The sequence below is a fragment of the Desulfovibrio sp. genome (assembly GCF_019422935.1).
Taxonomy (GTDB): domain Bacteria; phylum Desulfobacterota; class Desulfovibrionia; order Desulfovibrionales; family Desulfovibrionaceae; genus Desulfovibrio.
On record NZ_JAHZCJ010000003.1, the window covers coordinates 136,679 to 162,074 of the forward strand.

At 59.5% G+C, this 25,396-nt stretch carries 22 protein-coding genes; 16 read left to right on the forward strand and 6 right to left on the reverse strand.

All coding sequences use genetic code 11. The features are described 5' to 3' along the window. The first annotated feature begins 260 nt into the window (after positions 1–260). Positions 261–1,055, forward strand: a complete 795-nt coding sequence (locus QZ383_RS05915; RefSeq protein WP_291443860.1) for an FAD-dependent thymidylate synthase — start codon at positions 261–263, stop codon at positions 1,053–1,055. 87 nt (positions 1,056–1,142) lie between these two features. Here QZ383_RS05915 and QZ383_RS05920 read toward each other — a convergent pair whose 3' ends face one another. Continuing rightward, the gene (locus tag QZ383_RS05920; RefSeq protein ID WP_291443862.1) at positions 1,143–2,453 is read right to left on the reverse strand and encodes an O-antigen ligase family protein; all 1,311 of its coding nucleotides are present in this window, start codon (positions 2,451–2,453) and stop codon (positions 1,143–1,145) included. A 189-nt stretch (positions 2,454–2,642) separates the two neighbouring features. On the opposite strand from QZ383_RS05920, the gene QZ383_RS05925 reads away from it, so the two are divergent. From QZ383_RS05925 to QZ383_RS05950, 6 genes are all read left to right on the forward strand, one after another. Continuing rightward, entirely contained in the window at positions 2,643–3,326 is a 684-nt protein-coding gene (locus QZ383_RS05925) for an NYN domain-containing protein (protein ID WP_291443864.1), read from the forward strand. Positions 3,327–3,574: 248 nt separating this feature from the next. Further along, positions 3,575–4,318 (forward strand): basic amino acid ABC transporter substrate-binding protein, encoded by a 744-nt coding sequence (locus QZ383_RS05930; RefSeq protein ID WP_291443865.1) that lies wholly within the window; start codon positions 3,575–3,577, stop codon positions 4,316–4,318. 64 nt (positions 4,319–4,382) lie between these two features. Then, positions 4,383–5,126, forward strand: a complete 744-nt coding sequence (locus tag QZ383_RS05935; protein WP_291443868.1) for a basic amino acid ABC transporter substrate-binding protein — start codon at positions 4,383–4,385, stop codon at positions 5,124–5,126. A gap of 172 nt (positions 5,127–5,298) precedes the next feature. Further along, positions 5,299–6,099, forward strand: a complete 801-nt coding sequence (locus tag QZ383_RS05940) for an amino acid ABC transporter permease (protein ID WP_192113380.1) — start codon at positions 5,299–5,301, stop codon at positions 6,097–6,099. Beyond that, entirely contained in the window at positions 6,086–6,832 is a 747-nt protein-coding gene (locus tag QZ383_RS05945) for an amino acid ABC transporter ATP-binding protein (RefSeq protein WP_276612890.1), read from the forward strand. The genes QZ383_RS05940 and QZ383_RS05945 overlap by 14 nt, the downstream gene beginning before the upstream one ends. A gap of 140 nt (positions 6,833–6,972) precedes the next feature. Next, positions 6,973–8,121 (forward strand): tRNA-specific 2-thiouridylase, encoded by a 1,149-nt coding sequence (locus tag QZ383_RS05950; RefSeq protein WP_291443874.1) that lies wholly within the window; start codon positions 6,973–6,975, stop codon positions 8,119–8,121. A gap of 912 nt (positions 8,122–9,033) precedes the next feature. On the opposite strand, the gene gcvPB is transcribed toward QZ383_RS05950, so the two are convergent. From gcvPB to QZ383_RS05975, 5 genes are all read right to left on the reverse strand, one after another. After that, positions 9,034–10,482, reverse strand: coding sequence for an aminomethyl-transferring glycine dehydrogenase subunit GcvPB (gene gcvPB, locus QZ383_RS05955; protein WP_291443875.1), 1,449 nt, complete (start codon positions 10,480–10,482; stop codon positions 9,034–9,036). Then, positions 10,479–11,810, reverse strand: coding sequence for an aminomethyl-transferring glycine dehydrogenase subunit GcvPA (gene gcvPA / locus QZ383_RS05960; protein ID WP_291443876.1), 1,332 nt, complete (start codon positions 11,808–11,810; stop codon positions 10,479–10,481). Before gcvPA ends, gcvPB begins: the two co-directional genes overlap by 4 nt. 346 nt (positions 11,811–12,156) lie before the next feature. Then, complete coding sequence (gene gcvH, locus QZ383_RS05965; RefSeq protein ID WP_022659599.1) at positions 12,157–12,543, reverse strand: glycine cleavage system protein GcvH; 387 nt, start codon at positions 12,541–12,543, stop codon at positions 12,157–12,159. A gap of 97 nt (positions 12,544–12,640) precedes the next feature. After that, complete coding sequence (gene gcvT / locus QZ383_RS05970; protein WP_291443880.1) at positions 12,641–13,723, reverse strand: glycine cleavage system aminomethyltransferase GcvT; 1,083 nt, start codon at positions 13,721–13,723, stop codon at positions 12,641–12,643. A gap of 252 nt (positions 13,724–13,975) precedes the next feature. Further along, positions 13,976–14,809, reverse strand: coding sequence for a TatD family hydrolase (locus QZ383_RS05975; RefSeq protein ID WP_291443881.1), 834 nt, complete (start codon positions 14,807–14,809; stop codon positions 13,976–13,978). A gap of 172 nt (positions 14,810–14,981) precedes the next feature. Here QZ383_RS05975 and QZ383_RS05980 point away from each other — a divergent pair, with 172 nt between their 5' ends. From QZ383_RS05980 to QZ383_RS06020, 9 genes are all read left to right on the forward strand, one after another. Next, complete coding sequence (locus QZ383_RS05980; RefSeq protein ID WP_291443882.1) at positions 14,982–15,938, forward strand: UDP-glucuronic acid decarboxylase family protein; 957 nt, start codon at positions 14,982–14,984, stop codon at positions 15,936–15,938. A gap of 14 nt (positions 15,939–15,952) precedes the next feature. Next, positions 15,953–18,013 (forward strand): proton-conducting transporter membrane subunit, encoded by a 2,061-nt coding sequence (locus QZ383_RS05985; RefSeq protein WP_291443884.1) that lies wholly within the window; start codon positions 15,953–15,955, stop codon positions 18,011–18,013. Continuing rightward, complete coding sequence (locus QZ383_RS05990; RefSeq protein ID WP_291443886.1) at positions 18,010–18,957, forward strand: NADH-quinone oxidoreductase subunit H; 948 nt, start codon at positions 18,010–18,012, stop codon at positions 18,955–18,957. Before QZ383_RS05985 ends, QZ383_RS05990 begins: the two co-directional genes overlap by 4 nt. Continuing rightward, positions 18,954–19,577, forward strand: coding sequence for a hydrogenase-4 component E (locus tag QZ383_RS05995; protein WP_291443888.1), 624 nt, complete (start codon positions 18,954–18,956; stop codon positions 19,575–19,577). The genes QZ383_RS05990 and QZ383_RS05995 overlap by 4 nt, the downstream gene beginning before the upstream one ends. A gap of 9 nt (positions 19,578–19,586) precedes the next feature. After that, positions 19,587–21,083: a proton-conducting transporter membrane subunit gene (locus tag QZ383_RS06000; protein ID WP_291443890.1), complete on the forward strand. Its 1,497-nt coding sequence runs from the start codon at positions 19,587–19,589 to the stop codon at positions 21,081–21,083. Between the two features lie 59 nt (positions 21,084–21,142). Continuing rightward, entirely contained in the window at positions 21,143–22,690 is a 1,548-nt protein-coding gene (locus QZ383_RS06005) for an NADH-quinone oxidoreductase subunit C (protein WP_291443892.1), read from the forward strand. Positions 22,691–22,699: 9 nt separating this feature from the next. Beyond that, on the forward strand, positions 22,700–23,455 hold the full coding sequence (locus QZ383_RS06010; protein WP_291443894.1) for a 4Fe-4S dicluster domain-containing protein: 756 nt from the start codon (positions 22,700–22,702) through the stop codon (positions 23,453–23,455). 215 nt (positions 23,456–23,670) lie between these two features. After that, complete coding sequence (locus QZ383_RS06015) at positions 23,671–24,585, forward strand: TIM44-like domain-containing protein (protein ID WP_291443895.1); 915 nt, start codon at positions 23,671–23,673, stop codon at positions 24,583–24,585. A gap of 210 nt (positions 24,586–24,795) precedes the next feature. Then, positions 24,796–25,191 (forward strand): PaaI family thioesterase, encoded by a 396-nt coding sequence (locus QZ383_RS06020; RefSeq protein ID WP_240824888.1) that lies wholly within the window; start codon positions 24,796–24,798, stop codon positions 25,189–25,191. The last annotated feature ends 205 nt before the right edge of the window (positions 25,192–25,396 follow it).

Consider the following 25,396-nt stretch of genomic DNA (forward strand, 5'->3'; position numbering starts at 1 on the left):
CTGGCGTGTTGCCCGCGCCATGTCAAGATGCCGCCCCAAATACCCGCGCAGGGCGGGACTTTTTCGGTTTATCCGCGCTTTGCGCATCACGGCCCGTAACCTTGCCCGCAAAGGCGCTTTGCCCTATAGTCTGCCTCTGTTTTACTGCTCTGCAAGGATTTTCAGGAAAATCCTTGCCTCGAAATGAGCGCAGGCAGGCGTTGCCTGCCGTAAGCGGGCATTTCAAGTGTTAAATGCTTTAGATGTGAGACGGAGTATCCATGCTTGACGAAAAATACACTGGCAACGGCAAGGTTGTGCTGCTGGCAGGCGGCGGAAAAATCTATACGGATATCGCCGCCCGGTTTGTGCGCAGCGAGCGCGATCTGGAAGAAATCGTGGCCTCGCCCTACTCGCGCCAGATTGTGCAGAATATTCTCGATTCCGGCCACAGGGCCGCGCTTGAGTTCGACTTTTTTCTCTTTGGCGTTGAGGGCTATTCGCGCGTTACAGAAACCCAGCTTGTGCGCAAGCGGCTGGCCTCCTACCTCATCAAATCCGGGCGGGCAGAGCTGGGCGGCAAGCGCCGCTATTCCGTGGTGTATCCTCGCAGCGTGGCCGAATTTTCTGCGCAGGTGACCCTGCCCGATGGGCACACGTCAACCCTCAGCGGGCACGATCTGGCGGACATTTCACGCCAGTGGTATGATGCGGGCCTTGACGCGGGCCTGCCAGAAGAAGATTTGCGTTACCTGAAGCCACAGGCCACGGAATTCAAGGCCATCATCGGCATGAACGCCCACGCCCTGCTCGACTGGTTTGCCATCCGCTGCTGCCGCAACGCCCAGCACGAAATACGCCATCTTGCGTGGCAGATGCTGCGCCTCAGCCGCAAGGCTGCACCCGACCTCTTTGCAGGAGCTGGCCCAAGTTGCGTGCAGATGGGCTATTGCCCGGAAAACAAGCGCCAGCACGCCCGGTGCCTGGGCCGCGTGCTCACCAAGGAGCAGGCGCTTGAAGTGCTGCGCTCGCATGGCGGGCAGCAGACCAGCGCGGAAGACTTTACCGATCAGTAGGCTTCCTCAAAAGGCTTGTGGAAAAATTTTGCGGTTACGCGCACATTGTGGGCGTAACCGCATTCTCTTTTGCCTGTACGAGGTCGCTTAAAAAAATGTTTTGCCTACCGCTACGGTTTCATCCTGCCGCGCCTGCTCGGCCATATCTTCGGGGGCGGCGTCCAGACCGTTGACCACAGCCCCGATCATGACCCCAAGGTGGCTCATGGCAAGGCCCAGCCACCAGATGCGGTAAAAGTCATGCCCAAAGATGCCGTTAACCAGCCAACCGCCAAAACCGATCCAGAACCAGGCTGTCATGCGCCAGTAGACGCTGGGGCTTTTGCTTTCAAGCTCTGCCAGCAGGCGCGGGCGTATACGCTTGTAGCCCCACCAGATGAAGCCCAGCAGAAAAACCATACCCAGGATAAAACCAACAATACCATGCGCGTACAGCATATCCAGATAAAGGTTGTGCGGATGGCTGATGGTGATAACGTCTTTTTCAGGCGCAAGGCCGAGCGCGCGGAAGGCCTCGTTATAACGACCTGCTCCGGCCCCCAGCCAGGGATGTTCGCAAAACACCTGCCAGGCCAGATGCCACAGGCTCCAGCGTCCATCGCCCTCCACCGCGCCCAGCCCTGCCCGCCCTTGTAGCAGGAGCACAACCAGCAGAATGCCCAACGAGCCAGCGGCGATCTTGAAGCGTCCACGCCCCCCGCGCAGCAGCACCCACAAACCAAAAGAAGCTGCCACAGCCAGCGCACCGCTACGACTACTCGCGCCAATCAGCAGAAAAAACGCGGGCCAAAGCGTTGCAAACCACAGCAGGGCCGAAGCCGCAGGCGAGAGGGCGCGGCGCAGGATAAACCAGAGGGAAAAGGCAGGAATAAGCGCCAGGGCTATGTAGTTGCCCACAGTGTAATCGCCGAGGCTCCCCGTGAGCCTGTCCGCATTGAGAGCGTACCCCATGATGAAATCCGTGCCGGTCAGCGCCTGATGCAGGCCGTCCAGCCCTTCCCAGAAGCAGGCCAGCACGCAGGCCCACACAAGGCGGCGCAGGTCTTTTTCGCTCCGCACGCATTCCATGCCAATGAACGGCAAAATGAAACCTTTATTGATGCCTGTGCCCGCGTGGAGAAGCGACGTCCATATGTTTTCGGAAAAAAACACGCCAATGCCGATCATGGCCCACAGGCAATAAAAAAGCGGGCGTGCATCAAGCCTGTGCAAAACGCTTTCTGTCCAGTTGTAGCGATAAAAGAGCAATAGAAAAATAAAGCAGACGACTGGCAAAACCTCACGCGCGCCGTACCCGATGGGAAAGGAGGCCAGCGAAATCCAGAACGACCAGAAAAGGCAACGGCTCCACTGCACATCAGACGGATTGCGCAATGCGCAAAGCAGGCGCTCCCGCACGTGCAAACCCTGTTTTTTTGCTTCATTAAATATGTTCAGCACTGCTCATGCGCCCTTTGTTTGGATACAGATTATGGCGCAAGATGTATCCGTTGGCGGGCATAAATTCAAGTAGCAGTAAAGTCCTTGCATTAGGGAAACAGGCAAAATATACTTTTGAGATAAATTATTTCACCATTGAGGTATACTATGGCCAGATTTACCGGTTTTGACGAAGTATTCAGTGCTCTTTACGTTGACTTCGACAATATTTACACCCGCTTTCTTGAGATTGACCCCGAGGCGGCCAGGGCCTTTGGCTCTGTTCCATATCGGTGGGTGCGCTGGATTGAAAACCATGCGCTGCGCATTCTGTACGGCGAAGGCGTGCGCCGCCGCATTCTCAAGCGCATGTGCTACCTGAACCCCCAGCGCTATCAGGAATACCGCAATCCCTTCATCCGCAGCGCATTTCAGGTGGTGGACTGCCCGCCGCTGACCACTCGCGGCAAAACCAGCACCGACATCCATCTTGTGATGGACTGCATGGATGACCTTTCCCACTCCACTCACTTTGACGAATTCATCATTCTTTCCGGCGATGCGGATTTTACCCCCCTGCTCATCCGTTTGCAGGAACACGCCCGCCGCACCCTGGTGCTTTCTGTGGGTTATTCTTCGCCCGCGTATACGGCTGCGGCATCCTGGCGCATCCGCGAAGACTGGTTTTTGCAGCAGGCCCTGCGCGATGAACGCGCCGATGATGTGGACGACCAGCCCATTCCTGTAGCGCCCACACCATCCATTGCCCGCACCGCGCATGCCGCGCCGCCCGCCCCCGAAAAGAATCCTGAGGATGAAGACGAAGGCCCAGCGCCCGGCAATGCGTGGTAAATACCCGCAAACTGTCAGTCCAACGGCCCGAAGCGCTTGACGCCGGGAGCCGCCAACGCTAAAAAGTGAGACGCTCTTTTCTGGTTGGTAGCCCGCCCTACTGGTGCACCCCGCGCTTACCGGCGAACCACGGACCGCCGCAGCCTGTAGCCGTTTTCAGTGATTACGGCCGCATGATTACGGCGCAGGCGTCCCCCATGACGCATACAGCGGCGGGCCTGAATCATAAAACCTGGTTAGGAGGTCCTATGTTTCGCCGTGTTATTCTTGCCCTGATTACCCTTGCCCTGCTCTGCGGGCCGGCGGCTGCCGCCGAAAAATTCATTGTGGCCAGCGACTGCACATGGCCCCCCATGGAAATGCTGGACGCCAACAAGCAGCCTGAAGGCTTCTCCACCGACTACCTCCGCGCCATGGGCAAAGCCGCAGGCTTTGAGGTTGAAGTGCGCAACATCGCGTGGGACGGCATTTTTGGTGGTGTGGCCACCGGACAGTACGACATCGTGGCTTCCTCGGTGACCATTACCCCCGAGCGTGAAAAGCAGTTTGATTTCTCCGCTCCTTACTATGAAGTGGTTCAGGCCGTGGTGCTGCCCGCTGGCAAGAGCATCAAGACCCTGGCCGACCTCAAGGGCAAGAAGGTCGGCGGCCAGATCGGCACCACCGGCATCTTTGTTATGCGCAAGGCCAATGCCAACGCGGAAATCAAGGAATATGACGATGTGGGCCTGGCCATTCAGGACCTCGTGGGCGGCCGTCTTGACGCCGTTATCTGCGATGATCCGGTTGCCATGTACTATGTAAACAAAAAGCCTGACACCGCCGGCAAGCTGAACATTTCGTTCAAGGCCGACGAAAAGGAATACTATGGCTTCACCGTCCGCAAGGGTCGCAAAGACCTGGTGGAAAAGCTGAACAAGGGCATTGCCGCTGTGAAGGCTTCTGGCGAAGACCGCAAAATTGCTGAAAAGTGGCTTGGTAAATCCAACTAACGTTCCGTTTTCGCGGGGCGTTCGGGCTTGTCCTGGGCGCCCCGCCGTATTTTAAGGAGTGGACATGATCCGTCGTCTGTTGCTGGCCCTGGTTGCCGTTTCCCTTTTGTGCGGCCAGGCCATGGCTGCTGAAAAATTTGTTGTGGCCACCGACTGCACCTGGCCCCCCATGGAAATGCTGGACGCCAACAAGCAGCCTGAAGGTTTTGATGTGGACTTCATCAAAGCTGTCGCCAAGGCTGCCGGCTTTGAAGTTGACGTGCGCAACATCGCATGGGACGGCATTTTCGGCGGCGTAGCCACCGGACAGTACGACATCGTGGCCTCCGCCACCACGATCACTGAAGAACGCCAAAAGCAGTTTGACTTCTCTGATCCTTATTATGAAGTTGCCCAGGCTGTGGTGCTGCCCGCTGGCAAGAGCATCAAGACCCTGGCTGACCTCAAGGGCAAGAAGGTCGGCGGCCAGATCGGCACCACCGGCGTGTTCGTTATCCGCAAGGCTGGCGTGACTGTTGACCTCAAGGAATATGACGATGTGGGCCTGGCCATTCAGGACATGCTGGGCGGTCGCCTTGACGCCGTTATCTGCGATGATCCGGTCGCGCTCTACTACGTCAACAAAAAGGCCGACACCGCTGGCAAGCTGAACATTTCTTTCAAGACCGAAGAAAAGGAATACTACGGCTTTACCGTGCGCAAGGGCCGCAAGGACCTGGTGGAAAAGCTGAACAAGGGCATCAAGGCCGTGAAAGCTTCCGGCGTGGAAGCCCAGTTGCTCCAGAAGTGGATGGGCGCTTCCAAATAATTTTCTTTTCTTGTGATATTTTGCTGGCTTCCGGGCGTTTGTCCGGAAGCCATTGCATAAACCAGGGCAATGCCTTACATCACAGGGCCAGCCCGTTATAACCCGCGGCATCCCGGCACGGCCCAGCCCTTGCCTGCCGCCAGCCTCAAACGCCTTGTCATGAAGGACTGCGATGCACGATAAAAAAGATGGAAGCAAAGGCAACATCATTATGGTCACGGATGGCGCGTCCATCCCCGACCCGCGTGAATGGCGCCTGATAAACGCATGGTCTATCGCCCTTGTTGGCGCGCTCGGCACCCTGTTCACGCTCTGCACGCTCTGGCCCGAGCCATACCTGCGCATTTTGCTTTACCTGCCGGACGGCATACTGATCACATTCAAGATCACCATGCTTTCCATCTGCTGTGCGGTGCCGCTTGGCTTGCTCACAGGTCTTGGTCGCATTTCAGACAACCGCCTCATAAATCTCATCGCCTCCACCTATGTGGAAGTGATACGCGGCATCCCCCTGCTGGTGCAGATATTCTACATCTACTACGCCCTCTCGCGCTTTGTGCAGGTGAGCGGCGTAACATCTGCGGTGGTCGCCATCAGTTTTTGCTACGGCGCCTACATGGGCGAAGTGTTCCGCGCGGGCATCACGGCCATCAACAAGGGGCAGACCGAAGCTGCGCGCTCGCTGGGCTTCAACCGCTACCAGACCATGCGCCTTGTGGTGCTGCCCCAGGCCATGCGCACCATTCTGCCCCCCGTTGGCAACGAATGCATCGCCATGCTCAAGGATACCTCGCTTGTATCCATCATGGCCGTGCCGGACATCATGCAACGCGCGCGCAGCTTTGTGGGCACCACCTACCTGTATTTTGAGACCTACACCATGGTGGCAATCATTTATCTCATTATCACCCTTGTGCTCTCCAAGGCTGTGAGCATCATGGAATCCAGGCTGAACTACTATGACGGAAAATAGCGCCGCCCCCATTATCTCCATCAATCATGTCTGGAAGTACTTTGGTTCGCTGCCTGCCTTGCAGGATGTGAGTCTGGATATTGCTCCCGGCGAACGTGTGGTTATTATCGGCCCTTCCGGCTCCGGCAAGTCCACCCTGTTGCGCTCCATCAACAGACTGGAACAGATCGACCAGGGCAGCATCATTGTTCAGGGTCAGGATATCCAGAGCGATGAGAACAACATCAACGAGATGCGTCAGAATCTGGGCATGGTTTTTCAGCAGTTCAATCTTTTTCCGCACAAGACGGTACTGGAAAACCTCACTCTTGCCCCGCGCCACCTGCGCAAGCTCTCGCGCGAAGAAGCCGATGCCCGTGCCCTGAGTCTGCTCAAAAAGGTAGGCATCAGCGACAAGGCCAACGTGTACCCTGCCATGCTTTCGGGCGGGCAGCAGCAGCGTGTTGCCATTGCGCGCGCCCTGGCCATGCAGCCCTCCATCATGCTCTTTGACGAGCCGACATCAGCCCTTGACCCCGAAATGGTGGGCGAAGTGCTGGACGTTATGGTGAAGCTGGCAGAAGAAGGCATGACAATGGTTTGTGTAACCCACGAAATGGGCTTTGCGCGCACTGTCGCCGACCGCCTCATTTTTATGGATCAAGGTCAGATTGTGGAAATGGGCAAGCCTGAAATGCTCTTCACTGCCCCCCGCCATCCGCGCTTGCGGCAGTTCCTGAACCAGATTCTGTAGTTCGCTTTTGGGCAGGAGGGCCCTTTGCCCGCAAGGGTTCCTTCCTGCCTAGTCTCTCCTCCCTCTTTCCCGCCATCCCTTATGTGCTGCGTCAGCGGCTATGCCCTCCACGGCGAAACACCAAGGGAGTGAACAAAACCATGAACGCGCCCCATACACATAGCCCCACCGTGGCCGTTGCCGTGAGCGGCGGCGTGGACAGCCTGTGCGCAGTGGTTATGCTGCACAATGCGGGCTTTCGCGTATTGGCCCTGCACGGTCTTTTTTTGCCAGACGGCCCAACCGTTGCCCCTGCGGGGCTGGCGGAAGCCTGCGCCGCGCTTGGGGTTCCCCTGCATGTGGCCGACCTGCGCGAGGCCTTTCAGCGCGAAGTGCTGACCCCCTTTGCCGCAGCCTATGCGCAGGGCCGCACACCCAACCCTTGCGCCTACTGCAACCGGGCCATAAAATTTGGCGTGCTGCTCGACACCGCCCTGGCTCTCGGCGCGGACAAGCTTGCCACAGGACATTACGCCCGCCTTGTTCCCGGCCCGGATTCGCCAGCAACTGCGGCCGAGGGCGAAAACTCCGAATCCTATCCCCTGCTTGCCGCAGCAACGGATGCAGCCAAGGATCAGAGCTATTTTCTCAGCCTTGTGCCGCGCAAACGGCTGAGTCGCGCCCTGTTCCCGCTTTATGGGCAGAACAAGGAGCAAACCCGCGCCATTGTGGCGGCTGCCGGGCTGGCAGTTCCCCTGCCGTCAGAGAGCCAGGATATCTGTTTTGCCCCGCCCACAGCGCAGGCTGGCATGTCTGCCGCCGAGGCCTACCGGCCCTTTCTGGAGCGGCACTGGCAGGCGGCTGGCACTATCGCGCCGGGGCCGGGGCCAGTGCTCTTGCTGGACATTGCGGGCAACAGGCGCGAAATCGCCCGACACAAAGGGCTGTGGCGTTATACGGAGGGGCAGCGCAAGGGCCTTGGCATTGCCCATACTGAGCCGCTTTTTGTGCTGACCAAGGATAGCGCGACCAACACCCTTGTGGTCGGGCCGCGTGCTTTGCTGGGTATACGCACCTGCGTGACCGGGCCAGCCAACATCGCATTGCCGCCGCATCTTTGGCCTGACAGGTTGCTTGTACGTCTGCGGCATCGGCAGCGGCCATGCCCCGCGAGCGTGCACGTTGATAATACGTGCTTGCGTATAGTGCTGGGTGAACCGCAGTTTCCTACGGCTCCCGGACAGGTGGCAGCGGTTTATGACGAAGAAGGCCGCGTACTGGCTGCGGGCGTGGTTGAAGAGATGGCCTGAATTCACGCAGGTATGTTTCCTTTATGATGGGTGTGGGTGAGCCTGTCAGGCTGATTTACGCAAACCCGACTTTTACGGCCTGAATGCCTCAGCGCCGGGATTTTGATGCTCACGTACATGAGTACGCTGCGCTCAAAATCCCGGCGCTTCCTTTTCAGACCGCAAAAACCGTATTTTGCAAATTCGACCAACACCAACCATCGCCTCCGCTACGCTCCGGCGAGTCTAAGGAAGGCGACTTCACGACCAGCTCCTGATGACGAGCCAAGTTCCAGTTACGCGCAATTCATCCGCCTTATCCTGGCTGAATAAAATTCGATACTGTCTCTACTCCCATGCCTCGCGAACTATTTCACCCCGCTTTTGTGATTTCAGCTACGTGTCGGCGACGCTTGCCTTAGCCAGCTGAAAAAGACTTTGCATATCTGACTGTGGGCTAAGCGAAACCTCCAATTGTCAATGATTGTCAAATTCAAAGAATGCACTGCAACGTCACCGTTACTGGTGTTATCCGGCTGAAACGGAAAATCATCCAAAGCGAATCTGTACTTTGGCATTTACGCGGCGCGGAGGGAGATCGCCTGAACGAGTGCAGCGAGTGAAGGAAGCTCCCGCCGCTACAGCCGCGTTGCCCTCGCCACGCGGGGGGAATTGAAGATTCCTCTTTGGGGGTGCTTCGGGGGGGATGCAAGGGGGGCCGAGAAGGGGGCGCAGCCCCATAACCGGCCCCACCTTGCCGCGCGCCGCGCAGGCGTCCCGAACTCCGCCGGACGGCGGAATAGCGTGCCCAAAGGGAATTCAAACAAAAAAACAGGCCTCAGCATCAGCCAAGGCCCGTAATAAAAGTTTTTGCGGGATGGGGGTTTGGGGGCAGGGGGCTTTTTACAAAAAGCCCCCTGCCCCCAATTATCTCTATCCCATATCTTCCGTCAGCACCATCTGACGCGCGGCGGCGGTTTCATCCAGACGCCGCACAGGCAGGTTGGTGGGCAGTTCCTGAAGAGACTGCGGATCTGCCTTGCCCGTGAGGATGATCTCCTGCAGGGCTTCAACGTAATCGTCCAGGGTTTCCTTGCTTTCCGTCTCCGTGGGTTCGGCCATGAGGCACTCGTGCACGATAAGCGGGAAGTAGATGGTGGGCGCGTGAATGCCGCGTTGCAGCAAGGCTTTGGCGATATCCAGAGCGCGCAGGCCCTGCGGCGCGGAGGCCACGAATTCGTGCGCGCAGAAACGATCCTTGAAAGGAATCTCCAGCACGTTCTCAAGCTTTTTCTTGAGGTAGTTGGCGTTGAGCACCGCGTATTCAGATGCGCGGGTGAGTCCTTCGCCGCCGAGGCGCAGCATGTAGGCCAGGGCTTTGATAACCACGCCAAAGCTGCCGTAGAAGGGGCCAATGGGACCGATGGTCTGCGGCAGATTGTAATCGAGGAAGAAGCGCCCGTCAGGATGCTTTGCCACGCGCGGGGCGGGCATAAAGGGCAGCAGGCGGTCGGTGACGCCTACGGGGCCAGCGCCGGGGCCGCCGCCGCCATGCGGGGTGGCCAGGGTTTTGTGCACGTTGAGGTGCACCACGTCAAAGCCCACATCGCCCATGCGCATTTTGCCCATGATGGCGTTCATGTTCGCACCGTCGTAGTACAGCAGGGCATCAACCTTGCGCAGCTCTGCCACGATACGGGGCAGGTGTACTTCCATGAGGCCGAGGGTGTTGGGGCAGGTCATCATGAGGCCCGCCACATCCTCGCCGTGTTCGGCAATGGCCGCCACGATGGCTTCGGGGTCCACCATGCCGTCACGCGATTCGATGTTGATGGCGTCAAATCCGGCAAGAGCGGCGGAGGCAGGATTAGTGCCGTGGGCCGCATCGGGAATGAGCATTTTTTTGCGATTGCGCCCCTTGGCCTTGTGGTAGGCGGCAATGAGCTTTACGCCGGTGAATTCGCCGTTGGCCCCGGCCATGGGCTGGAAGGTAAAGGCCTTCATGCCCGTGAGTTCGCAGAGCAGGTTTTCGGCTTCATACAGGCATTGCAGCGCGCCCTGGGCGCAGTCGGCACCGCCCTCAAGCTGAGCCATCATGGGATGCAGGTGGGTAAAGCCCGGCAGCGCGGCCACGTATTCCATGAACTTGGGATTGTACTTCATGGTGCAGGAGCCAAGGGGGTAAAAATTGGCGTCCACGCTGTAGTTGAGCTGCGAGAGCTGGGTGAAGTGGCGCACCACGTCCAGTTCCGAACATTCGGGCAGACGGGGAGCTTTTTTGCGCAGCAGGTCTGCGGGCAACATGGCCTCTGCCTTGGGGGCGTCGCTGTTCAGGCAGTAAGCGGTGCGCCCGGAAACGGATTTGGCGAAAATGGTTTTCACAGCAGACCTCCCATGATTTCGGCCAGCTTGTCTATCTGGGTGCGGTTGTTGGCCTCGGTGCACGAGAGCAGCAGCACGTTTTCCATGCCGGGATAGTGCTTGCCCAGCGGATAACCGGGCACGACGCCCTTGGGCGTCATGGCTTTGACCACTTCAGCGGCGGACATGGGCAGGCGCAGGGCCACTTCCGAACCGAAGGGCGCGCTGTTGAGCAGTTCCACGCCCTTGAGGGCGGTGAGGCGCTCAACGGCGTAGCGGGCAAGTGCCATGTTGTTTTCGGCAACCCGGGTGAGGCCTTGCGGGCCAAGCAGGCTCATGTGGATGAGCGAACGCAGGGCGCAGAGAGCCTGGTTGGAACAGATGTTGGAAGTGGCCTTGGCGCGGCGGATGTGCTGCTCGCGAGCTTGCAGGGTCAGCACGTAGCCGGTTTTGCCGTCCACATCGGTGGTGCGGCCCACAATGCGGCCAGGAAACTGGCGGATGTGCTCCTTGCGGCAGGCCATGAGCCCGAGGTAGGGGCCGCCGAAAGAGAGATTCAGGCCCATGCTCTGGCCTTCGGCCACGGCCACATCCGCACCCATCTCGCCGGGCGTTTTGAGCACGGACTGCATGACCGGATACACGGAGATGACACCAAAGGCCTTGTTGGAACGGGCCTTGGCAAACAGGGCCGTGTAGTCCGCCACTGCGCCGAAAAAGTTGGGATTCTGCACAATAACGGCAGCGCATGTAGCATCGGTGGCAGCCATGAGGGCGTCCATGTCGCTGCAACCATTCTGCTGGGGTACGGTCTTGATTTCCAGATCAAGGCTGGAAACATAGGCCTCCAGCATGGAGCGCCAGATGGGGTTGACGGCTTCGTCCACCACCAGCAGGCGGCGGCGCGTGGAGCGCACGGCCATCATGGCGGCTTCAAAAATGGCGGTGCCGCCGTCATACACGGAGGCATTGCCGCAATCCATTTCCATCAGGCGGCTGACGGCGGTCTGGAACTCAAAAATGGCCTGCAAGGTGCCCTGCGAGCATTCTGCCTGATAGGGCGTGTAGGCGGTGTAAAATTCGCTGCGGCCAGAAAGCGCGTCCACAGCCTTGGGGATGTCGTGGTTATAAAAGCCCGCACCGAGAAAGGACACATGGCCGGGGCAGTTTTTGGCTGCCAGCTCTTCAAAGTGTCCGCAGACTGCGGCTTCGCTCTGCCCCTTGGGCAAATCAAAGCTCTGGGGACGCATGCTGGAGGGGATGTCGGAAAAAAGCTCATCCAGACTGCGCACGCCAACTACGGAGAGCATTTCATGCAACTCTTCCGGCGTATGGGGAATGTATGGCATACTAGCTCCTTGCCGCCGGACACGTTGTACCGCTTGTGCGACGGCAGCCGCTGTGAAAGGGACTCCGGCTGGAACCCGCCGTTGTACGACGCTGCTCCAGCCGGTGCGAAAGAAAAAATTTCAGGCTGTTACACACTTGGTGCAAAAGTTTGCCAGCGCACAGGCAGCCCAAAATCATACATGGGTAACTTGGTTAAACTGCGCTACCCACGTCAAACGGCATGCCGTGGATTTTCGGTTCCGGCAAGGAAGACGATTTTTTTATGCAGGGAGTGTACTCTTAGGTACTCGACCGAAATAAAAAAATTGTCTGACGCAGCCGGAAACGAAAAGACACGCATGCCGTTTAATGTTTCTCAGTGGCGCAATGGGCCTCGTAAGCCGCCGCGTCCAGCAGACCGCCGGGCTTGTGGGCCAGCTTGACGCGCACAATCCAGCCTTCGCCAAAGGGATCGCTGTTGCAAAGCTCGGGGGTGTTTTCCAGAGCTTCGTTCACGGCTATCACTTCGCCCGAAACGGGAGAAATCAGGTCGCTGGCGGCCTTGACCGACTCCACAGAGCCGAATTCCTTGTCTTCAGAAAGCTGATCGCCCACGGGGGGCAGTTCCACGTAGGTGATATCGCCGAGGGATTCCTGGGCAAAACTGGTGATGCCGATGACGGCCTCGTCCCCTTCAATGCGGGTCCATTCGTGGCTGGTGCTGTACAGAATATCGGCGGGATTGGTAGCCATGTGCAAACTCCTGAAAAATTGGGTTCAATCGTTATAAAAATTACGCTGCCTTGCGGGATGTGCCGTGCGATGCGGCCCCCACAGATCAACGACCGTATCAGGCCAGTTTTTTACGCGCGGTGCCTTCAGTGTAGAACGGCGCTTCAACCCGCGCGGCGGGCAGTTCCGTTCTGGCGGCGCGAACCACAAAATTCTCGGCCCCGGCATGCGCGGCCTTGACCCAGGCAAAGGCGATCACATAGCCCAGCGAGGGCGCAAACGAACCGCTGGTCACGTGGCCCACTTCCGTACCTTCAGCAAGGGCAACCACATCGCCATGACGTGCGGCGCGGCGGCCGTCAATGCGCAGGGGCACCAGCACTTCGGCAATGTTCTGCGCGCCTTCGCGGCCCACATAGTCGGCTGTGCTGGTCATCATGCGGCCCATACCGGCCTCGGCGGGGCTGTGATTCTCGTCCAGATCGTGTCCGTACAGGGGCAAGCCAGCCTCAAGGCGCAGGGTATCGCGCGCGCCAAGGCCTATGGGCTTGACGCGTTCGTCAGCCAGCAGGGCGCTCCAGAAAGCCTCGGTCACGGAACTCTCAATATACAGTTCGTAGCCCAGCTCGCCGGTGTAGCCTGTGCGGCTCACCAGCAGGGGCGTACCCTGCCAGGTGGTTTCGCGGAAGCCGAAGTAGCCGAGATCATGAAAATTCTGACCCAGCAACTTTTCAAGCACATCCAGAGATTCCGGTCCCTGAAGGTCGATCTTGCCGGTTTCTGCGGAAATATCGGTCATCTTGACGCTTTGGGGCAGTCGGGCGCGCAGCACTGCAAAATCGTTGGCAGCGCAGGCAGCGTTGACCACGGCCATGAAGGAATCAGGGCCGAAGCGGTAGATGATGCCGTCGTCCAGCACGCCGCCCTTTTCGTTGAGCAAAAAGCCGTAGCGGCACTTGCCGGGGGCAAGGGTCTGGAGGTTGTGGCTCACGGCCTTGCTCAGGGCTTCGTCCGCGCCGGGGCCTTCAATAAGAAACTCGCCCATGTGGCAGATATCAAAAAGACCTGCATGCTGGCGGGTGTGCTGATGCTCGACAATAATACCCTCATACTGGATAGGCATAAGCCACCCGGCAAAGGGGGCCATTTTTGCGCCATGCGCCTCGTGCCAGGCAGTGAGGGGGGTACGCAGATCCGACATGGAATCTCCTTGAAGTTGGGCAAATAGCTTGCGCTGACGCTATAGAGGACGCGCCAAGGCGGCCCTGCCGTTGCATTGAGCTGCGGCAGGCCGGATCAAGCGCGGACAACCACTGAAAATATCTATCAAAAATATTACCAAGCCACCGTTTCGAGCGGCTTTTGACATGGTATCACTTCTGCCATGTGGACACAAGAACAGACCCGTGCAAGACCAGCCTCGCGAGCAGGGCTGGCGGGGGTCAGCACTGCATTATTCCTGCGCAGGCAGGCCGAAAAACCGGCGGGCATTGTCGCCGCAGGTGCGCCAGAGTTCTTCGGGATTTTCTCCCCGCGCTTCGGCCATGGCCCGCACGGTAAACACCGTATAGGACGGCTCGTTGCGTTTGCCGCGCCACGGCAGGGGCGCAAGATAGGGGGCATCGGTTTCCAGCAACAGGCGGTCGGCGGGGATAAGAGCCACGGCCTCGCGCAGGGCCTCATTGGCCTTGTAGGTGACCGGGCCGGGAATGGATATGTGCCACCCGTTGCGCAGGATGCGCCGCGCAATTTCCGGCCCCTGACCAAAGCAGTGCCACAGGAGGGGATACCCGGCAAAGCCCTCGGCCTCCAGCGTCATGAGCGTTTCTTCCTCTGCCTCGCGACAGTGAATGACCACCGGACGTTCCACGGCACGGGCCAGAATAAGCTGATCACGCAGGGCCTGATACTGGATTTCCTTCGGGCAGTCGGGCCAGTAAAAATCCAGCCCTATCTCGCCCACGGCCTTGAGCCGGGGGTCAGCGGCAAAGGCCGCGCGCATGGCGGCAAGGCGCTCCTGCGTACACTTCTGCCCATCGCAGGGGTGTATACCCATAAGAAAAAATACCTCAGGGTGGGCGTCAAAATAAGCACGGCGGGCATGATACTCTTCCGGCCCCAAAAAAACGTTGCCCACCTGGGCAATACCTGCCGCGTGGGCGCGTTCAAGCACGGCATCGCGATCCGCATCAAATTCCTGACCATCAAGGTGCGCGTGGCTGTCCACCCCGGCAAGGGGCAGGGCCAGAGTCAGGGGATCAATGCGAACGGCTGATTTTTTCGACATGGTTTACCTCGCGGCCGATACATAGCAACGGGCGCAGGCGAAAGGCAAGGGGCAAGTCCTGGGCAGCAGACACCACCGTCTCCAACCGCCATTGCAAAGCCCGGACAATGGGGCTATGCTTTGGGGGATTTGCCAGTTTTTACTGGCTTCCTATACTTTTTTCGGGGGAATCATGCATCTCCGCAAACGCATTCTTGTCACCGGCGGTTCTGGCTTTTTGGGTTCGCAACTGTGCGAACGCCTGCTCAACGAAGGGCACGAAGTGCTCTGCGTGGACAATTTCTTTTCCAGCGCACGCGCCAACGTGGAAGCGCTCATGGATAACCGCAGGTTTGAGCTTATCCGCCACGACGTGACATTTCCCCTCTTTGTAGAGGTGGATGAAATTTACAATCTGGCCTGTCCGGCTTCGCCCATCCATTATCAGCACGATCCGGTGCAGACCATCAAGACCTGCGTCCACGGCGCGATCAATATGCTGGGTCTGGCCAAGAGGCTTGGCGCACGCATTTATCAGGCATCCACCAGCGAAGTGTACGGCGACCCCGAGATGCATCCGCAGCAGGAAAGCTACTGGGGCCATGTGAACCCCAACGGCATCCGCTCCTGCTACGACGAAGGCAAGCGCTGTGCCGAAGCCCTGTTCTTTGCCTACTGGCGCCAGGGCGGCCTGCCCATCAAGGTGGGACGCATCTTCAATACCTACGGGCCCAAGATGCACCCCAACGATGGCCGCGTGGTCTCCAACTTCATCATTCAGGCGCTCAAGGGCGAAGCTATCACCATTTACGGCGATGGCTCACAGACCCGCTCCTTCTGCTATGTGGACGACCTGGTGGAATGCATGATCCGCTTCATGGCCTCGCCCGATGATTTTGTGGGCCCCATGAACATGGGCAACCCCGGCGAGTTCACCATCCGCGAACTGGCTGAAAAGGTCGTGGAAATGACCGGCAGCAAATCCGTGATTTCTTACGAACCCCTGCCCGGCGACGACCCCAAGCAGCGCAAGCCCGACATCACCCTGGCCCGTGAAAAACTTGGTTGGGAACCCAAGGTTGCCCTTGAAGAAGGTCTGGTAAAAACCATCGCCTACTTTGAAAAGCAGATGAAAGACGGCCTGGCGTAGGTATTCCGGCAGTCATGTTCCTTTTTATCACGGCCATCGGCATATTGGCGGCAACAGCCGCCCTGTGCGCACTCCTGGCCGTGCGCCCGCCCTCAAAGGCAACCGGACGCGCGGCCAATGCGGCTGGCGTTATCGGGGCCTTTGCGGGCTGTTTTGTCGGCTTGTGCGCTCTTGCTTCCGGCCCGTGGGCCGGGCAGGAGAGCCTGCGTCTGCCTCTGGCCTTGCCCGTGGGCTCCTGCGCCTTGGGCATGGATGCCCTGAGCCGCCTGTTTTTGCTGCCAGTGTTTGGTCTGGGTTTTGTCTGCGCCGCCTCGGGCGGCATTGCCCTGCGGCATGAAGAACCGGAGCGCCACAATCTTGCGGCGCACTGGTTCTTTTTTCATATGCTGCTCATTGGCCTTGCCCTTGTCATGACAGCGCGCGATGCCGTGCTGTTCATGCTGGCGTGGGAAATCATGTCGCTGGCGCCCTTCTTTCTTATTGATTTCAATGACGGCGACAGCAAGGTGCGCGACGCCTCCTGGGTCTACCTTGTGGCTGCCCACCTGGGCGCTGTGGCCCTCATGGCCTTCTTTACCCTGCTGTGGCAGGTCACGGGCGATACTTCGCTTGATGCCCTCCAGGGCGGGGCTGTACTTGCGCAGGTGCTCGAGCAGGCGCAAGGCTATTATGGCCCCGGCCTGCTCACGGCGCTGTTTGTGCTGGCCGTGGCCGGGTTTGGAGCCAAGGCTGGCCTCGCGCCCCTGCACGTATGGCTGCCCGAGGCGCACCCTGCCGCGCCAAGCCATGTTTCGGCCCTGCTCTCCGGGGCCATGATCAATGCAGGATTTTACGGCATGATCCGGAGCGTGGGCATGTTGGCCCCTGCGGGCGCGGCACCTGAATGGTGGGGCTGGGCACTACTGTTGCTGGGCCTTGCCACCGGCCTCATGGGAATTTTAAAGGCCACGGCCCAAAGCAACCTCAAAAGGCTGCTCGCCTATTCCAGCGTGGAAAACATGGGCCTGATGGTCATGGGGCTGGGCGCCGGGCTTATCGGCCAGAGCTGCGGTAATGCGTGGATTGCTGTACTGGGATTTTCCGGCGCGCTGCTGCACATGCTCAACCACTCTGCATTCAAGGGGCTGCTCTTCCTGTGCGCGGGCGAAGTGCTGCACTCCACAGGAACCGTGCGCATGCAGCATCTGGGCGGGCTGCAAAAACGTCTGCCCCTGCTTGGCGCGGCCTTTGCCATAGGCGCGGCGGCTATTGCCTGCCTGCCGCCTTTTAACGGATTTGCGGGCGAGCTTGTAATGGGCCTTTCCCTGCTGGACGGCCCAGCACTTTTTGGCGTGGAACGTCAAGTGGGTTTGCTGCTTGCCCTGGCGGGCCTTGCCTGCATCAGCGGCCTTGCGGCAGCCCTGTACGCCAAGGCCTACGGCATCGCCTTTCTGGGGGAGCCGCGTTCCGGCTTTGCCGCCAGCGTGCATCCGCTTTCCTGGCGCACGCTCTGGCCCCTTGCCCTGCCCGCCGCTGTGTGTCTGGCGGGCGGTCTGGCTGCCCCCTGTTTTTTTGATCTGGCAGCAGGGGCGGCGCAAAGCGCCCTGCCCTTGCCTCCGGCATTTCAGCAAGCTGGCCTGGCTGGCTTGGCGCAGGCGCATATAAGCCTTGCAGCCGTGGCAAAAATCGGCGGAGCCGGACTTGGACTGGCCCTGATTATCCTTTTTGTTCGCCGCTGCCTGCTTAAAAAGCGCGCTGTGGAATCCATGCCCACATGGGGTTGTGGCTTTCAGGGCGGATCTGCCCGCATCCAATACACGGACGCGGCTTTCTCCGAGCCCACGGCAAAAATCTTTGCTCCGGTCATGGGCCTCAAAACCCGCCTGCAACTGGATGACGGTCTGTTCCCCAAGGGCGGACAACTGAGCGTCACCGCGCCCGACCGCCTGCGCAGCGGCCTGTTTACGCCGCTGTTTGCAGCGGTGGAAACCCTGTGCAATGCCTGCAAGGTCATCCAGCACGGCAAAATCCACCTGTATATTCTGTATATTCTCGCCACGCTGGTGGCGCTGCTCGTGTGGGGGCTGCACTCATGAAAGCCGAGCTTGCAGTCTATCTTACGCAGTTCGCCCTGTCCCTGATTCTGGCCCCCCTGCTGCCCGGCATCATCAACCGGGTCAAGGCCAAATTTGCCGGACGCCACGGCAAGCCCGTGCTGCAAACCTACTATGATATCGCCAAACTGCTGCGCAAGGGCGAGGTAATCAGCCGCACATCCACATGGATATTTGCCGCCGCCCCCTCCATATCCCTGGCAGGCGTCATCTGCGCGCTGGCCCTGCTACCCCTCGGCGGCGCGGTTTCGCCCTTGGCCTTTGCGGGCGACTTTGTGCTGGCAGCCTATCTGCTGGGCATGGGGCGCTTTGCCGTCATGCTTGGCGCGCTGGATACAGGCTCGGCATTTGAAGGCATGGGCGCAAGCCGCGAGGCCACATTCTCCGCCCTTGCGGAACCCGTATTTTTTCTGGCGCTCATGGTACTTACAAGCCTGTGCCTCGGCCTTGGCCATAGCACGGAAACAGCTTTCAGCCTCTCCACCATGTTTGGCGGGCAGACCGCCGGGGCATGGCTGACAGGCAAGGGGGAGCTGCTGCTCCTGCCCGTGATCTTTTTTGTGCTGCTGCTGGTGGAAAACTGCCGCATCCCGGTGGACGACCCCAACACGCACCTTGAACTGACCATGATCCATGAGGTCATGGTGCTTGACCATTCCGGCCCCAATCTGGCCCTGATACTTTACGGCGCTGCCCTCAAGCTGTGGTTTTTCGCCGCGCTCATCGCGGGCCTGATCACTCCTGCGCTGCCCCTGTGGGAGCAACTGGGCGTGCGCCTTGGCATTGTGCTGCTGCTGGCCGTGGTTGTGGGCATTGTGGAATCCATCATGGCCCGCCTGCGCATGGAGCGCGTACCCTATCTGCTGGGTGCAGCAGCGGGCATGGGCATGCTCACGCTTATTCTGACCCAGGCGAGGTTGCCATGACCACGCTTTTGCAATCCTGTCTTTTCCTTCTGGTATTGAGCAATTTTCTGCTGCTCGGAACGCGCCGCGTTGCGGGCATGACGCGCCTGACAGCCTTTCAGGGGCTGCTACTGGCGGCCCTGCTGCTGAGCCTTGATCACGCCCTGCTGGCCGGTGCTGTGTTGCTGATCAAGGGCGCGTTGCTGCCCGGTTTGCTGTGGCGCACCCAAAAACGGCTGCCCGCCGATGCCCTGATCTGCCCGGCCCGCCGCGTGGGTTTTGGCGTGCTGGCAGGCATGGCCGGTCTGGTATTTTCCATCTGGCTGGACGGCAAGCTGGTCATGCCGCTGGGGCTTTATCCCCCATTGTTGCTGCCCACCGGGCTGGCAACGCTTTTTTGCGGTTTTATCCTCATTGTGGGGCGCATCAAGGCCATCACCCAGGTCATCGGCTATCTGGTGGCGGAAAACGGCATTTTTCTGCTGGGCGTGCCGCTCATGACAGGCGGCACGGTATGGTTTGAACTGGCCCTCCTGCTGGACGTTTTTGTGGCCGTGTTTGTTATGGGCATAGCCATCAACCATATCAGCGATTCCTTCGCCTCCATTGACGTGGCGCGGTTCCGCAGCCTCAGGGATTAGGACGAGCGCATGCTGACAGCACTTCTTTTCATTCCCCTGTGCGCAGGCTGCATCATGCTGCTCTGGGGCCGCGCCGTCATCTGCCGCCTCGGCCTGCCGCTTACGGCACTGGCGCACACAGCCCTTGCCGCTTCAATTGCCGTCAAGGTCGCGCGCGGAGAAGCGCCCTCTGAACTTGGCGGCCTGCTGGCCCCGGACGCTTTGGGCGTGCTGTTTCTGATGCTGGCGAGCCTGCTGTTTCTGGCCGCGTCGTTCTATGCAGTGCATTACCTGCGGGAAGAAGAGCGCATCGGCGAACACACCAACATTCTGGATCATGGCCGCTTCACCAACGCCCCGGAGCGCCGCTTCACGGCCTGTCTGTGCTTTTTTCTCGGGGCCATGACGCTTGTGACCATCACGCCGCACATGGGCGCGCAGTGGGTGGGTATTGAGGCGACCACCCTTTCCAGCGCCCAGCTCATTTATTTTCACCGTCACAAGAGTTCGCTGGAAGCCACCTGGAAGTACCTGATCATATGCTCCGTGGGCATTGCCCTGGCCCTGCTGGGCAACATATTGCTTTCCGTGTCGTTCCACGGTGCGGAAGGAGCTGCTGGCGCAGCTGACGGCATGGATCAGGTGGGCTGGTTTGTGCGCAACGCGGCACTTGCTGAACCCACATGGCTCAAGGCGGCTTTTGTTTTTCTGCTGGTGGGCTACGGCACTAAAATGGGCCTTGCCCCTCTGCACAACTGGCTGCCCGATGCACACAGTCAGGCGCCTTCGCTGGTTTCGGCCCTGCTTTCTGGCGCATTGCTCAACTGCGCCATGCTGGGCATGCTGCGCGGGCACCAGATCATGCTGGCTGCGGGGCTTGGTGGGCTTTCGGGCGGCATGCTCATGTTTTTCGGTATTCTTTCGCTCATGACAGCCGCCATCTTTATTGTGGGGCAAGGCCACTACAAGCGCATGCTGGCCTATTCCAGCGTTGAGCACATGGGCATTCTGGCTCTGGGCATAGGCGTGGGCGGCGTGGCAGTGCCCGGCGCAATGCTGCATGCGGTCTGCCATTCGCTCACCAAGTGCATGCTCTTTCTGCTTTCTGGCAATATTCTTGCCCGCTACCACACCTATTCCAGCTATGATGTGCACGGCATGCGCTGGACCATGCCCGCTACGGCGGCGCTTTGGACAGCAGGATTTCTGGCTGTGGCCGGTTCGCCGCCCTTTGGGCTTTTTGTCAGCGAGCTGCTCATCTTCAAGGGCATGCTGGCAGCAGACCTGCCTTGGCTTTCCGCCGGATATCTGGTGCTGCTGGCCATAATATTTGTGGGGCTTTCCGTGTCGGTTCTGCGCATGGTGCAGGGCAACCGCCCCGTGGATCTGCCGCCCGCAAACTCCGAGCCAGTGTTGAGCGTCCTGCCGCCTCTGGTGCTGGGGCTGACCGTGCTGACTCTGGGCCTGTGGATTCCCGACTGGCTGTGGAATTTTCTTAACCGCGCCGCTGCGCTCATAGGCGCGTAAGCGCCAAAGGCTGATGCCAAAACCCGCCGGGTTTTGCGCTGCCAACGGTGAGAGGGCCGATGCTATTCGATTACCGCGATACCGTGCCGCTGTCGGGCATGCCCCCGGTTTCTGCTGAAGAACTGGGAGCTTTTGTGCGCCGCTACATTGCCGAAGGCTGGCGTCTGCTGACCCTGTTCGGCCTGCCGGAATCTTCGGACGAAAACGCCTCTGCGGGACTGTGCTGCGTTCTGGCTCAGGACAGTTCGCACTATCTTGCCGCCATGCGCACCGCCCCCTTGCAGTCCTATTCTTCCATGACGCCCGCCACGCCTCAGACACATCTGTTTGAGCGCGAAATATTTGAACAATGGGGCATCCGGCCCGAAGGACATCCCTGGCTCAAGCCTGTACGCCGCATCCCGGACGCCGCCGAAGCCAATGCCAGAACGCAAGCTGATGGCGGCTCGCTTGCCACGGTGCCTGGCCAGGCGGCCCAGCCCTATCCCTTCTACAGGGTTGAAGGCGAAGAAATCCACGAAGTTGCCGTTGGCCCCGTACATGCCGGGGTTATTGAGCCGGGTCATTTCCGCTTTCAGTGCCACGGCGAAAACGTGCTGAACCTTGAGATTGCTCTGGGTTATCAGCACCGTGGACTTGAACGCATGCTTGTGAGCGGCCCCCTTGCCCGTTGCCTGCCCCTGCTGGAATGCGCCGCAGGCGATACAACCATAGGGCATGCCACAGCCCATTGCGTACTGATCGAACGCTTGGCGGGCTGCGTGGTCGGCCCGCGCGCTCACCGTTTGCGGAGGGTGGGCCTTGAACTTGAGCGCCTTGCCAACCACACGGGCGACCTTGGGGCCATTGCCGGGGATACGGGCTTTTTGCCCACCGCCTCGTGGAATGGCCGCATACGCGGTGATTTTCTCAACACCACGGCCTGCCTGTGCGGCAACCGGTTTGGCCGGGGGCTGCTGCGCCCCGGCGGCACGGCCTACGATCTTGACGCGGAAGGCTGCGCAGACATGCTTGCGCGCATCAAGGCGGCAGGACGAGACGTGCGAGGCGCTGTGGACGTGATGCTGCATACCGAGAGCGTGCTTGAGCGCCTCACGGGCACAGGCTACGTCAGCAGGGAAACCGCCCAGAATCTCGGGCTTGTGGGCATGGCCGCGCGGGCCAGCGGACTCAAAATTGACGCGCGTTTCCACTTTCCCCTTGCCGATCTGCCCACCAGGGACTGCGCGCCCCGAGTTGAAACCACGGGCGACGTTCTGGCCCGCACCCTCGTGCGCAGCAAGGAGATTGACGATTCCCTGCGCCTGCTCAAGGCGGATATTTCCACTCTCGCCAACTTGCCGCCCCTTGCGGAACAGCCAGACGCCGAGGGCCTTGCCAACATGCCGCCCGAAACCCTCGCCGTATCGCAGGTTGAGGGCTGGCGCGGCGAAATCTGCCATGTGGCCGTGACCGGGCCTGACGGCAAATTTTTGGCCTACAAGACCATTGATCCTTCGTTCCACAACTGGCCCGGCCTTGCCATGGCCCTGCGCGGCAACCAGATTTCCGACTTCCCGCTCTGCAACAAGAGTTTCAACCTCTCGTACTGCGGATACGATCTGTGAGGCTTTGACATGCTGCGTATTATCAAGGAACGCCTGCACCAGAAATACCGCACCCTGGATTACCCCAAACTCCAGCCCTCGCTTTCGCCCAGGTATCTGGGCAGGCCGGAGCTTGCGCAGGTTTCCTGCGGCTCGTGCCGCGCCTGCTACGCGGCCTGCCCCGCTGGCGCATTGCTGCCCACCGCTGGCGCGGAAGACGGCACTCCCACGCTGGACATGGGGCGCTGCACCTTTTGCGGCGCATGCCGTGCCGCCTGCCCCAAGGGAGCCTTTACCTTTACCGGCCAGCACCGCATGGCATCCTTTACCCGCGAGGGCCTGCTGGTGGTTCCCGGTCAGCCTTTCGCAGAGCAGCCCACGCCGCCAAGGTTTTCCCTGTTCCGCCGCTCGCTCAAACTGCGGCAGGTCAGCGCCGCAGGCTGCAACGCCTGCGAAGCCGACAGCAACGTGCTCACCACTCTGGTGTTTGACCTTGGGCGCTTTGGCATCGATTTTGTGGCCTCGCCCCGCCATGCCGACGGTATTGCCGTAACCGGCCCGGTTTCGGAAAACATGCGGCTGGCCCTGCTTGATACTTTCAAGGCCACTCCCCAGCCGCGCATTGTTATTGCCGTGGGGGCCTGCGCAATTTCCGGCGGTCTGTTCCGCGAAAGCGATCAGTGCAACCGTGGCGTGAGCGAACTGCTGCCCGTGGATCTGTACATTCCCGGCTGCCCGCCCAATCCGTGGACAATTCTTGACGGTCTGACCTCACTGCAAAAATAACGCCCCCAAGCCGCCGGATTTGCTGATTTCAAACCCGCCACGATACTTCTTCGGCCACGCCGCAGGGAGCAAAAAACTGCTCGCCTTGCCGCGTTTTCCCCAGACTTGCCTTAATCTGCATAATGATTATAGTAGATAAGGCTTGTACAGAAAGTACTACCCGGTCAAATCGCCACTCAAGGAGATGACCAACACCGCCCTTATGGGAGATGTTCATGCAAATAAAAGCTTTTTTGACGGTTCTTGTTCTGCTTTGCTGTTCGCTCATGTTCACCCTGTCTGATGACGCACTTGCCGCTCGTCTGGGCGGCGGTGGTTCTTTTGGCAGCAAGCCCTTTATGAGCACGCCTGCACCCCGTCCGCAGACCACTTTCCAGAATAAGCCCAGCGCCGCTCAGCCTCAGGCACAGGCGGCCCCTGCCGCGCGTCCTGGCGGTATGTTTGGCGGCATGGGCGGCCTCATGGGCGGCCTGCTCGCCGGTACGCTCATAGGCTCGCTGTTGGGCGGCCATGGTTTTGCTGGCGGCGGCTTTATGGACATCCTGCTCATCGGTCTGATGATTTTCCTTGGCCTCAAGCTCTTTGCCGCCTTTCGCGGCTCGCAGAGGCCCGCGCAAGCTTCAGCAGGCGCGCAAGGCGCACAGGCCGCACAGCCCGAAGCGGGCATGATGCGTAACGACAGTGCGAGCAATGGATGGGACGCCCTGCGTGGTCAGGGCGGTGCTGGCGAGGCTGAAGCCCCCGGCCCGCAGATTCCCATGCCTCCCGGTTTTGATGCCGATGAATTTCTGCGCGGGGCCAAGATGGCTTACACCCGTTTGCAGACGGCCTGGGACAAACGCGACATGAACGATATTTCGCAGTTCACCACCGAGGCCGTGCAGAAATCGGTGCGTGAACAGATGGAAGCCGACCCCAAGCCGAGCACCACAGAAATTCTGCTGGTCAACGCCCAGCTTCTCGGTGTGACCGATGAAGGCCAGGAACAGTATGCTCAGGTGTTCTTTGACGTGCTCCTGCGTGAAAGCCCTGACCAGCAGACGCCGTCCTCCGCGCGCGAAGTGTGGCACTTCATGCGCCCCGTGACAGGCGGCAACTGGAAGCTGGACGGCATCCAGCAGGTAGAATAAACCATATCTGCATTTGTTTGATGTAACACGGGCTGAAAGCCAAGGCCTTCAGCCCGTGTTTTTCACAAGAGCAAAACAGCCTTGAGAATACGCATTCTCAAGGTTTTTTAAACGCCAACTCTGGCGCGGTGGTGCGGCAACAAGGCATGCGCCTTGAGGCAAAGCCAACTAGTGAAACCGCCAGGGCAAGGGGTACGTGTGGAGATGGAAATGAAAAATTACGTGGAAAAGCACGACAAGCTGGTGCGCTATCTGGATATGACCATTGAAAGCGCAACGCCGGAATACGCCAAGGTAACCATGCCGATCACCGAAAACCACAAAAACGGTATGGGCATGGCCCATGGCGGGGCCATCTTTGCCCTGGCCGATGTGGCCTTTGGCTCTGCCGCCAATGCGGGCAAGGATTACGGCGTGGTAAGCCTGAATACCACCATAGAATACCTGCGCCCCGGCAGGGTTTCCCCCCTCACGGCGGAGGCCTTTGTGGTACGCAATGGCAAGCATATTCTGAATTATGACGTAAAAATTTACGACGGTTCTGGCGATCTTATTGCCAAGTGCGTTGCCGCCGGTTTTCAGACAGACGTGCTGCTGCCGGATTAGTTTTTTCTTAATCACGCCGAGTCCCCGCCCCATTATTCTGACAGGGCAAGGGCAAAGCCCGCAATGACATCAACACAAAGCCCCTGCCGGAGGACAACCTGCGGCAGGGGCTTTGTGTTGGCCTGCAATAAAAGAATTGCCCCTTGCCGAACCCTTGGCAAGGGGCTTCCACCGTAAACGCTTGGGGCGCATGGAGGTGATGGGT